The following is a 10505-nucleotide window of genomic DNA, read 5'->3' on the forward strand; positions in this document are numbered from 1 at the left end:
TCCCGGCAGCTCATGACTGGCTGAAGCGGCGATAGTGTTCGAGCACATCGCGTGCGGCCATGCTGGCAATCGCGTGCTGCGCCTGCGCCACGCCGTCCATCAGGCTCGCGGCTCGGCCGGCGACGTAGATCGCTGCGCCTGCGTTGAGCGCAACGATGGCGGCAGCGCCGGCATGGCGATTTTCCAGCGCGGCGAGCAGCATCTCGACCGCCTCGTCGCGTCCCTTGACCACCAGTTCGCTCGCCGCCACCTGCGGCAAGCCGAACAGGCCGGGCTCGAGTTCGTATTCGGACACATGGCCGTCCTTCAACTCGGCCACGAAGGTGGGCGACGCCAGGCTGATCTCGTCCAGTCCCTCTTCGGCGTGGACCACCAGCACATGACGACTGCCCAGCGCCTGCAGCACCCTGGCGAGGGTGCCGGTGAGTTCGCGGCTGAACACGCCCATCACCTGGTTCGGCGCGCTGGCCGGATTGGTGAGCGGGCCGAGCAGGTTGAACAGGGTGCGCACGCCGAGCTCGCGCCGCACCGGGGCGGCGTGTTTCATCGCGCTGTGGTGGTTGGGCGCGAACATGAAGCCGACACCGAGGGTTTTTACCGCCTCGGCGACCTGTTCCGGCGCCAGGTTGACGTTCACCCCCAGCGCTTCCAGCACGTCGGCGCTGCCCGAGGTAGACGACACCGAGCGCCCGCCGTGCTTGGCCACGCGCGCGCCGCACGCCGCCGCAACAAACGCCGCCGCGGTGGAAATGTTGAAGGTGTGCGCGCCGTCGCCGCCGGTGCCGCAGGTGTCGACCAGATGCTCGACGCCGGCGAGCGGCACCTTGACCGACAACTCGCGCATGACTTCGGCGGCAGCGGCGATCTCGGTCACGGTCTCGCCCTTCATGCGCAACGCAACCAGGAAGCCGGCGATCTGCGCGGGCGTCCATTCACCGCTCATCAGTGCGTGCATCGCGGCGAGCATGGTGTCGTGCGGCAGGTCGTGGCGCTCGATCAGAAGGGCGAGCAAATCCTTGTATTGCATCACACGCGCTCCTTCAGAAAGTTCGCCAGCATGGCGTGGCCGTGCTCGGTCAGGATGGACTCGGGATGGAACTGCACGCCTTCGACGAGCAGGGTCTTGTGGCGCACGCCCATGATTTCGCCGTCCTCGGTCCACGCGGTGATTTCCAGGCAGTCCGGCAGCGACGCGCGCTCGATCACCAGCGAGTGGTAACGGGTGGCGCGAAAGGGATTGGGCAGCCCCTTGAACACGCCGCTATCTGTGTGATGAATCATCGAGGTCTTGCCGTGCATCAGTTCTTTCGCGCGCACGATTTTGCCGCCGAAGGCCTGGCCGATGCTCTGGTGGCCGAGACAGACGCCGAGGATGGGAATCCTGCCGGCGAATTCGCGGATCAGCGGCACCGACACGCCCGCCTCGTTTGGCGTGCAGGGGCCGGGCGAGACGACGATGTGATCGGGTTTCAGCGCAGCAATCCCGGCGAGATCGATCTCGTCGTTGCGGACGACCTTGACGTCCTCGCCCAGCTCGCCGAAATACTGCACGAGGTTGTAGGTGAAGCTGTCGTAGTTGTCGATCATCAAAAGCATGGGGGTGTCCTTCGGCGTCACGCCATCGGGCGAAACAGGCGCCTGCGCCAAGAGCGGAGAATTATAGCCGTGCGACCCCCCTCACCAACACAAATAAAGCGCCCGCAGGCGCTTGAAGGCTTGTGCCACGAGGCGCTATTTGAGCTTTTTGAGGCCCAGCAAACCGAGTACGTATTTTTCGTACAGCGGCTCGGTCGAGCCTTTTTTCATTTTTCGGATGAAGTATTTCTCGAACCCGATCTTGGCCAGGTGCACCCACTTGCCTTCCTTGAACCAGTTGACGTTGCGCGGCGGGATCTGCGGCAGCGCCACAAAGGCGGCGCCGGTGTCGCCGAAATCGGCCAGGCAGATGGCGTTCCAGGTGGCTTTCTCGACGGGTTCGCGGCCGTCCAGCACGGCGCGGATGTTGTGCGCGGTGGCGGTGACCATTGATTCGATCATGTAGCCGGTCTTCGGCGTGCCGGTCGGTACGGGCGTGACCTCGACCGGCGGGATGGCGACGCAGACACCCACCGCATAGACATTGGGGTATTTCGGATTGCGCTGGAAGGCATCGATGGTGATGAAGCCGCGCGGGTTGGTCAGCCCCTCGATGCCGAACACCGCGTCGATGCCCTTGAAGGCGGGCAGCATCATCGAGTAGGCAAACGGCAACTCGTGCTCCTTGATGACCTCGCCGCGGTCGTTGTGTTCGGCGACGAACATCTTGCCGGCCTCGACCTTGGTGACTTTTGCGTTGCAGATCCACTTGATGTGGCGGTCGCGCATCGCGGATTCCAGCATGCCTTTCGAATCGCCGACGCCGCCAAGGCCCAGATGCCCGATATAAGGCTCGGCCGTCACGTAGGTCATCGGCACGCGGTCGCGGATTTTGCGCCTTTTCAGATCGGTGTCCATGATCATGGCGAACTCGTAGGCCGGTCCGTAGCAGGACGCACCCTGCACTGCGCCCACCACAATGGGTCCCGGGTTCTTCACAAAGTCATCCCACGCACGGCCCGCGGCCACCGCGTGTTCGACCACGCAGACCGACTGGGTATGGCCCTCCGGCCCCAGCCCCGGCACTTCGTCGAAGGCCAGCTTGGGTCCGGTCGCGATGATGAGAAAGTCATAGTCGACGATGCGGCCGTCGGTGAGTTCGACCTGGTTGCGTTCGGGATGCACGCGCGCCGCGCCGACCGCGATGAAGTCGATGTTTTTCTTGTTCAGGTACGGCGCGGCCGGCAGGGTGATGTCGTCGCGGCGGCGCCAGTTCACCCCCACCCAGGGATTGGACGGGGTGAACTGGAAATACGGCAGGTTGGAAATCACGGTGACCTTGTCTTCGGTTCGCGCCTGTTCGCGCATTTCATACGCCATGGTCATGCCGCCGATACCGGCGCCCAGAATCACGATATGTGCCACGTGCTGTCTCCTTGTTGAGGGTTGCAAGACAAGAACAGCAAGCGCCATGCCATCGCCGGGCACGCTTGAATCCTCGAATTGGAGGGGGCCACGTTCATTGACATGACGATTACGTCATGTCAGATTCAACTAATGTCATGACGAAAGGCCGGCCATGCCCCAGCTTGAGTTGCAGGACCTCATCGACGCCAACGACCAGCCTTTTGTGGTGATCGACCGCGACTACCGCATCGTGGCGGCCAATCAGCGCTATGCCGAAGCCTATGGCGCCACGCCCAACGCCATCGTCGGCCAGCACTGCTACGCCGTGTCGCACCACGCGACGCGCCCCTGCCACAAAAACGGCGAGCAGTGCCCGCATCAGGCCCTGTTCGAACATGGCGAGGCGGTCGAGGTGCTGCACACGCATTTCCATGCCGACGACCAGCCCGGGCGCATCCGCATACGCGGCCACGCGCTGCGCGGCGTGAACGGCGAGCGCTTCCTGGGCGAACAGCTCTACCCGCTGGAGGCCGACGCCGGCACGGATTGCGACGCCATGCGGATGGTGGGGCAATCCCCGGCGTTTCTGGCCTGCGTGGACAATCTCGCACGGGTGGCCGACTGCGAGGCGTCGATCCTGCTGTTTGGCGAGTCCGGCGTCGGCAAGGAGCTCGCCGCACGCTTCATTCACGCCCGTTCGGCGCGAGCCGGCGGCGCCTTCATCGTGATCAACTGCGCCGCGGTGCCGGAAACCCTGTTCGAAAGCGAGCTGTTCGGCCACGAGCGCGGAGCGTTCTCGGGCAGCAGCGGCTTGAAGAAGGGACTGTTTGAGCTGGCGGACGGCGGCACGCTGTTTCTGGACGAGGTCGCCGAGATTCCGCTGGGTTTGCAGGCCAAGCTGCTGCGTGTGCTGGAAAGCGGCGAATTCAGGCGCGTCGGCGGCACCCACACGCTGAAGGCCGACGTGCGGCTGGTATCGGCCACCAATCGCCGCTTGCTGGACGAAGTGGACGAGAAACGGTTTAGGCTCGATCTGTATTACCGGCTGGCAGGCATCGACGTCGACCTGCCGCCGCTACGCGAGCGGCGCGATGACCTGCCGGCGCTGGCGGCGTTTCTGCTCAAGCGCCTGACCGGCGCTCGTCGCGCCTGCCAGCTGGATGCGACCGCGCTGGCTGCGCTGCAGGCGTATGACTTCCCCGGCAATGTGCGCGAGCTGCGCAACCTGTTGCAGCGTGCGGTGCTGACCTGCCGCGACGGCGTGATCCGCGCCGCCGATCTGCATCTGCCCACCGCGACGGTGCCGGTGCTGCCGGGCACGCAAGCGCTGGCCGAGGTGGAACGCACGCACATCCGCGCCCTGCTCGACACCCATGCCGGCCATCGCAACCGGGTGGCGACCGCGCTCGGCATCACCGAGCGCACGCTTTATCGCAAGCTCAAGCGCTATGGCCTGAGCTAGCGATGGTCAGCCCGGGTCAGTCGGTCAGGGTACCGAATCGCGCCTGCACCAGCTCGGCCGCGCGGATAATGGCGCGCGCCTTGTTGAGCGTTTCCAGCCATTCGTTGTCAGGCACCGAATCGGCAACGATGCCGGCGCCGGCCTGCGCGTACAGCATACCGTCCTTGACCACCGCGGTGCGGATGGCGATCGCCAGATCCATGTCGCCGTTGAAGCCGAGATAGCCGACCGCGCCGGCATAGATGCCGCGCTTGCTGGGCTCGAGTTCGTCGATGATTTCCATCGCCCGCACCTTGGGCGCGCCGGACACGGTGCCGGCCGGGAAGCTGGCGCGCAGCACGTCGAGCGCGGACAAGCCGGGTTTCAGTTTGCCCTCGACGTTGGAGACGATGTGCATGACGTGCGAATAACGCTCGATCTGCATGTGCTCGGTGACCTTGACGCTGCCGGTGACGGCGACGCGCCCGGTGTCGTTGCGGCCGAGGTCGAGCAGCTGCAGGTGCTCGGCGCATTCCTTGGGGTCGGCCAGCAGTTCCTCGGCCAGGCGCTGGTCGTCCTCGCGCGTGAGGCCACGCGGGCGGGTGCCGGCGATGGGACGCAGGGTGACGCTATCGCCTTCCAGCCGCACCAGGATTTCGGGCGAGGAACCGACGACGTGGAAGCCGCCAAAATCGTAATAAAACATGTAAGGCGACGGATTGAGGCCACGCAGCGCGCGGTACAGTGACAGCGGCGAGGCATTGAACGGGCGCGACATGCGCTGCGACAGCACCACCTGCATGACATCGCCGGCGGCGATGTAGTCCTTGGCCTTTTGCACCGCTGCCTTGAACTCGGCCTCGCCGAATTCGGACTGCGGCGCGTCCGCCGCCACCACCGGCTCGGCCGGCAGATGCACCGGCGCGTGCAGCTGCTCGGCCAGTTCGGCGAGGCGCAGGTGGCCCTGCGCGTAGGCATCCGGCTGCATCGGGTCGGCGTGGGTGATGAGGTAAAGCTTGCCGGCAAGGTTGTCGAACACCGCCAGCTCCTCGGTCAGCATCAGGAGGATATCCGGCGTACGCAGCACGTCGTTCTTGCGCGGCTGTTTTTTATTGAAGTCCGGGGACAGCCGCTTCTCGATGTAGCGGATGGTGTCGTAGCCGAAATAGCCCGCCAGCCCGCCGGTAAAACGCGGCAACCCGGCCACCGGCGCGGCCTTGAAGCGTGACTGGAACTCGGCGATGAATGCCAGCGGATCGGGCAGGCTGTGTTCCTCGGCCATCTGGCCGTCGGTTTCCACCGTCAGCAGATGCGCACGCACCCGCAAGACCGTTCGCGCCGGCAGGCCGATGAAGGAATAGCGGCCGAAGCGCTCGCCGCCCACCACCGATTCAAGCAGGTAGGAATACGGCACATTGGCGAGCTTGAGATACACCGACAGCGGCGTTTCCAGGTCGCCGGGCAGTTCGCGCACCAGCGGGATACGGTTGTAGCCCTGGCGGACGAGATCGAAGAAGTCTTGTTCAGTCATTTTTTCACCACAGAGACACAAAGGGCACGGAGAAAATCAGCATCAACAATCGGCGGTTTTCACCATCGATCACGCATCGAAAATCCCTGTGTCTCTGTGCCTCTGTGGTTCATGCTTTTTGCACCATCTTCGCCGCCTCGACCAGGCTCGGCACCACCGCGTCGAGGTCGAGCTCGGCGACCGGGCGCCCGCGGTTGTAGCCGTAGGGCACGCAGAACACCGGGCAGCCGGCGGCGCGCGCGGCCTGAGTATCGTTGAGCGAATCGCCGATCAGCAGCAGTTCGGCGGGCGTCACCTCGAATACCTCGCAGGCATGCAGCAGCGGCAGCGGGTCGGGCTTGCGTTTGGGCAGCGTATCACCAGACAGGATCAGCTCGAAGTAATCGAACAGGCCGGTGTCCTTCAGCAGCGGATGGGTGAATTGTTCGGCCTTGTTGGTGATGCAGGCCACATGTACGCCCATCGCCTTGAAGGCATCAAGGCCTTCGACCACGCCCGGGTAGGGGCGCGAATGCAGCGACACATGCGCGCCGTAATGCTTCTGGTACGAAGCGATGGCCTGCTCGAATAGCGCCGCATCGGGTTCGGCGTCCATCTCGCCGGTGAGCACGCGCTTGACCAGCCGCGACACGCCGTTGCCGATGTAGGTGGAAATGGTTTCCAGCGACGGGCAGGGACGGCCCAGCTCGGCCATCATCAGTTCGGCGGCGTGCGCCAGATCCGGCGCGGTATCGAGCAGGGTGCCGTCGAGGTCGATGACGACGGCTTTGATATTGATCGGAAAATTCATTCTTTCACCACAGAGACACAGAGGCACAGAGAAAGGCGATAAACCATTCATGGGTTTCTCTGTGCCTCTGTGCCTCTGTGGTTGATTTTGTATTAAACCTTGGCGAGTTCGGCGCGCATCGCGGCGATGACGCTGTTGTAGCGCTGCGGATCGCTGTCCTTGGCGGCACCGAAAATGGCCGAGCCGGCGACGAAAGTGTCGACGCCTGCGCGCGCGACTTCGGCGATGTTGGCGGGGCCGACGCCGCCGTCGATCTCGATGTTCACGCTGAGGCCGCGGTCGTCGATCATCTTGCGCACGGCGCGCGCTTTATCCAGCACGTAGGGGATGAACTTCTGGCCGCCGAAGCCAGGGTTGACCGACATCAGCAGCACCATGTCGATCTTGTCGAGCGTGTATTCCAGCACGTCGAGCGGGGTGGCCGGGTTGAACACCAGTCCGGCCTTGCAGCCGTTTTCCTTGATCAGGCCGATGGTGCGGTCGACGTGCTCGGAGGCTTCCGGGTGGAAGGTGATGTAGGTCGCGCCCGCCTTGGCGAAGTCGGGAATGATGCGGTCGACCGGCTTCACCATCAGGTGAACGTCGATCGGCGCGGTGACGCCATGCTTGCGCAAGGCTTCGCACACCAGCGGGCCGATGGTGAGGTTGGGCACATAGTGGTTGTCCATCACGTCGAAGTGGACAATGTCGGCGCCGGAGGCGAGCACGTAGTCGACTTCCTCGCCCAGCTTGGCAAAGTTGGCGGACAGGATGGATGGGGCGATACGGTAAGTCATGGGAGGCTCCGGGAAATTTGGGGAAACCCAACCATTTTAGCTTAACAGGCCGTTGAAGCGCTTTCCGGGAGCCGCAAGGTGGCGTTTTTCAACGGACTGTTAAGTCCGCCGTGGCATTGCGTTACACTTCGTGCATTCCATCCTGTCGAGCAAAACCGTGGCCGAAGGCAAGAAATACCAGATCAGCATCAACGTCGACACGGCGTATCTGGCCGAGCAGAGCGACCCCTCGGCGGATCGCTACGTGTTCGCCTACACCGTTACCATCTCCAACACCGGCACCGTATCCGCGCAGCTGATTTCGCGCCACTGGATCATTACCGATGCGGAAAACGTCACCCAGGAAGTCAAGGGCCTCGGGGTGATCGGCGAACAGCCGCTGCTGCGGCCAGGCGAGCGTTTCGAATACACCAGCGGCACCGCGATGGCGACGCCGGTTGGCACCATGCGCGGCACGTATCAGATGGTGGCGGAAGACGGCAACAAGTTCGACGCCGAGATTCCCGTTTTCACGCTGTCGATGCCCCGGGTTCTCCATTAATCCGGCGTGCTGCACCCTGGTTCACGGGCAGCGCTGCACACGCGCCGCCGCATCCTGATTCCTGCGTCTTGAATCCCGGCCGTTATTTTTTCATCGTCCACCACACGATAAACACAAACAGGCTCAGCGCAATCCCGGCTTCCAGCAGCAACCAGCCCAGTCCCTGAGTCTCCATTAAATCTGTCTCTCCATTGTTATACTCGACGCCTGTTTTTGATGTGAGGCATCTTCACCCGTGATGCTGTTACGCGCAAGCCCGTGGCTGTTCGCCCTATTGTTGTCAGCCTGTGCGGCGCACCCGCCCACGGAACCACCCGCGCCCCTCCCGACGCCGACGCCTGCACAAATACCTGCGCCGGCGCCTGTGCCGCAACCGGTGCCCGAACCCATGCCGCCCCCCGCACCGCCCGCGCTCATCCCCACGCCGACGGTGGCCTACCCCACGCTCAAACCGGTAGGCTGGGCGGCAGTGCCCTTCTGGCAGGACAACGCGGTCAGCGAAACCTGGAGCGCCTTTCTGCGCAGCTGTGCCACGCTGGTCAAGCGCACGGCGTGGCAGGCAGTCTGCAGCGAAGCGGCCACGATGGACGCGCCCGACGACGCGGCGGCCCGCGCCTTTTTCGAGCAGCGTTTCCAGCCCTACCAGGCCACTGCGGACGACGGCAGCACCGAAGGGATGGTGACTGGCTATTACGAACCGCTGCTGAAAGGCGACCGCGTGCGCACCGCGCGGGCACGCTTTCCGCTCTACGCCGCCCCCGACGACCTCATCTCGGTGGAGCTGGCAAGCGTCTATCCCGAACTGAAGAGCCTGCGCCTGCGCGGGCGGCTGGTCGGCAACAAGCTGGTGCCCTACCCCACCCGCAAGGAAATCGAGGCGGCTGGCAACGGCTTCAAGGGACAACCCATCGCCTGGGCCGAAGATCCGGTCGACCTCTTCTTCCTGCAAATCCAGGGCTCGGGCCGCATCGAGCTGCCGGATGGCTCGCATATGCGGGTCGGCTACGCGGACCAGAACGGCCATCCTTACCAGTCGGTCGGCAAGCTGCTGGTCGAGCGTGGCGAGCTGAAACTCGAACAGGCGTCGATGCAGGGCATCAAGAACTGGGGCGCGAAGAACCCCGACAAGCTGCCAGCGCTGCTCGCCAGCAACCCCAGCTTCGTGTTCTTCCGCGAACTGCCCAACAACCTGCCCGGCCCGCTGGGCGCGCTCGGCGTGCCGCTGACCGGTGGCCGCTCGATCGCCGTCGACCCGCGCTTCATTCCGCTCGGCGCACCGGTCTTCCTCGCCACCACCCAGCCCAATTCGCCGCTGCCGCTAAACCGGCTGGTGATGGCGCAGGACACCGGCAGCGCCATCCGCGGCGGCGTGCGCGCCGACTTCTTCTGGGGCTTCGGCGACAAGGCCGGCGAACTCGCCGGCCGCATGAAACAGCGCGGACGCATGTGGGTGCTGCTGCCCAGGGACTACCCCCTGACCAGCGTCCGCCGCTGAGCGTGGTTGTTGCCGATTTGTCGGCTTTAGAGCGTGGTTGTTGCTGCTTCAGCAGCCATACAACCATGGCCTGCCCCTTGCGGGTGGAGTCAGGCGCCCGTCCGTGCAACGTGCAACTGCTAGCGTGCAACGACCCTTCAGCCCGTAACCTTTCCCTCCCGGCAAGGTCTATGGTGCAATCACTCTTCGCACGCCAAACACCATGACTACCTCTTCCCCCACTCGTCTCTCCGTCGGCATCCAGGGCATGACCTGCGCCAGCTGCTCGGCACGGGTGGAAAAGGTGCTCAGGAAACTGCCGGGCGTCACCGACGCCACGGTGAACCTGGCGACCGAGACCGCGACGATTTCCGGCGAGACCGATGCCGCGTCGGTTCAGCGCGCCATCGAGAAAGCCGGCTTCAGCATGCCGACCGAATCCTTCACCTTCGACATCACCGGCATGACCTGTGCCAGCTGCTCGGCACGCGTTGAAAAGGCACTCGACAAGGTGCCGGGCGTGCTCGGCGCCAGCGTCAACCTGGCGACCGAAAAGGCAACGGTCAAGGTGGTGCAGGGCACCTCGGCCGCCACGCTGATCGCTGCGGTGGAACGTGCCGGCTATGGCGCGCAGCTGCCGCAACCCACGGGCGAAGCGCCTGTTGCGCCGGTGCGCGCGCTGCCCGACTGGTGGCCGGTGGCGCTGGCCATCACGCTGTCGCTGCCGCTGGTCATTCCCATGTTCGGCAATCTGTTTGGCGTGCACTGGATGCTGCCGGGCTGGCTGCAATGGCTGCTTGCCACGCCGGTTCAGTTCTGGCTCGGCGCGCGCTTTTACCGCGCCGGCTGGAAGGCGCTGCGCGCCGGCAGCGGCAACATGGATCTCTTGGTGGCGGTGGGCACCAGCGCGGCGTATGGCCTCTCCGTGTACCTGCTGCTGACCCCCGCCGATGCCATGCACCTGTATTTC

At 64.4% G+C, this 10505-nt stretch carries 10 protein-coding genes; 4 read left to right on the forward strand and 6 right to left on the reverse strand.

Going from position 1 to position 10505, the window contains the following annotated elements:
- Positions 1–10: 10 nt before the first annotated feature.
- The 3 genes from trpD to ABW22_RS12260 all read right to left on the reverse strand — a co-directional run bounded on the left by trpD (position 11) and on the right by ABW22_RS12260 (position 3000).
- Positions 11–1027, reverse strand: coding sequence for an anthranilate phosphoribosyltransferase (gene trpD, locus ABW22_RS12250; RefSeq protein WP_059757052.1), 1017 nt, complete (start codon positions 1025–1027; stop codon positions 11–13).
- Positions 1027–1596 carry an anthranilate synthase component II gene (locus ABW22_RS12255; protein WP_059757082.1) on the reverse strand — a complete coding sequence of 190 codons (570 nt, stop codon included), beginning with the start codon at positions 1594–1596 and terminating at the stop codon, positions 1027–1029. Before ABW22_RS12255 ends, trpD begins: the two co-directional genes overlap by 1 nt.
- A gap of 135 nt (positions 1597–1731) precedes the next feature.
- Positions 1732–3000 (reverse strand): NAD(P)/FAD-dependent oxidoreductase, encoded by a 1269-nt coding sequence (locus ABW22_RS12260; RefSeq protein ID WP_059757055.1) that lies wholly within the window; start codon positions 2998–3000, stop codon positions 1732–1734.
- 154 nt (positions 3001–3154) lie between these two features.
- Between ABW22_RS12260 and ABW22_RS12265 the strand changes: the two genes are divergently transcribed.
- Positions 3155–4444, forward strand: a complete 1290-nt coding sequence (locus ABW22_RS12265; RefSeq protein ID WP_059757058.1) for a sigma-54 interaction domain-containing protein — start codon at positions 3155–3157, stop codon at positions 4442–4444.
- Positions 4445–4460: 16 nt separating this feature from the next.
- On the opposite strand, the gene trpE is transcribed toward ABW22_RS12265, so the two are convergent.
- The 3 genes from trpE to rpe all read right to left on the reverse strand — a co-directional run bounded on the left by trpE (position 4461) and on the right by rpe (position 7520).
- Positions 4461–5954 carry an anthranilate synthase component I gene (gene trpE / locus ABW22_RS12270; RefSeq protein ID WP_059757061.1) on the reverse strand — a complete coding sequence of 498 codons (1494 nt, stop codon included), beginning with the start codon at positions 5952–5954 and terminating at the stop codon, positions 4461–4463.
- Positions 5955–6063: 109 nt separating this feature from the next.
- The gene (locus tag ABW22_RS12275) at positions 6064–6744 is read right to left on the reverse strand and encodes a phosphoglycolate phosphatase (protein WP_059757064.1); all 681 of its coding nucleotides are present in this window, start codon (positions 6742–6744) and stop codon (positions 6064–6066) included.
- Between the two features lie 92 nt (positions 6745–6836).
- Complete coding sequence (gene rpe / locus ABW22_RS12280; RefSeq protein WP_059757067.1) at positions 6837–7520, reverse strand: ribulose-phosphate 3-epimerase; 684 nt, start codon at positions 7518–7520, stop codon at positions 6837–6839.
- Positions 7521–7677: 157 nt separating this feature from the next.
- Between rpe and apaG the strand changes: the two genes are divergently transcribed.
- The 3 genes from apaG to ABW22_RS12295 form a co-directional block, all read left to right on the forward strand.
- The gene (apaG, locus tag ABW22_RS12285; RefSeq protein ID WP_059757085.1) at positions 7678–8061 is read left to right on the forward strand and encodes a Co2+/Mg2+ efflux protein ApaG; all 384 of its coding nucleotides are present in this window, start codon (positions 7678–7680) and stop codon (positions 8059–8061) included.
- A gap of 238 nt (positions 8062–8299) precedes the next feature.
- Positions 8300–9556, forward strand: a complete 1257-nt coding sequence (locus tag ABW22_RS12290) for a murein transglycosylase A (protein WP_059757071.1) — start codon at positions 8300–8302, stop codon at positions 9554–9556.
- A gap of 202 nt (positions 9557–9758) precedes the next feature.
- The coding region (locus ABW22_RS12295) for a heavy-metal-associated domain-containing protein (RefSeq protein WP_157648628.1) at positions 9759–10505 on the forward strand (747 nt) is incomplete at its 3' end.

Source organism: Thiobacillus denitrificans, assembly GCF_001530125.1.
Taxonomy (GTDB): Bacteria; Pseudomonadota; Gammaproteobacteria; order Burkholderiales; family Thiobacillaceae; genus Thiobacillus; species Thiobacillus denitrificans_C.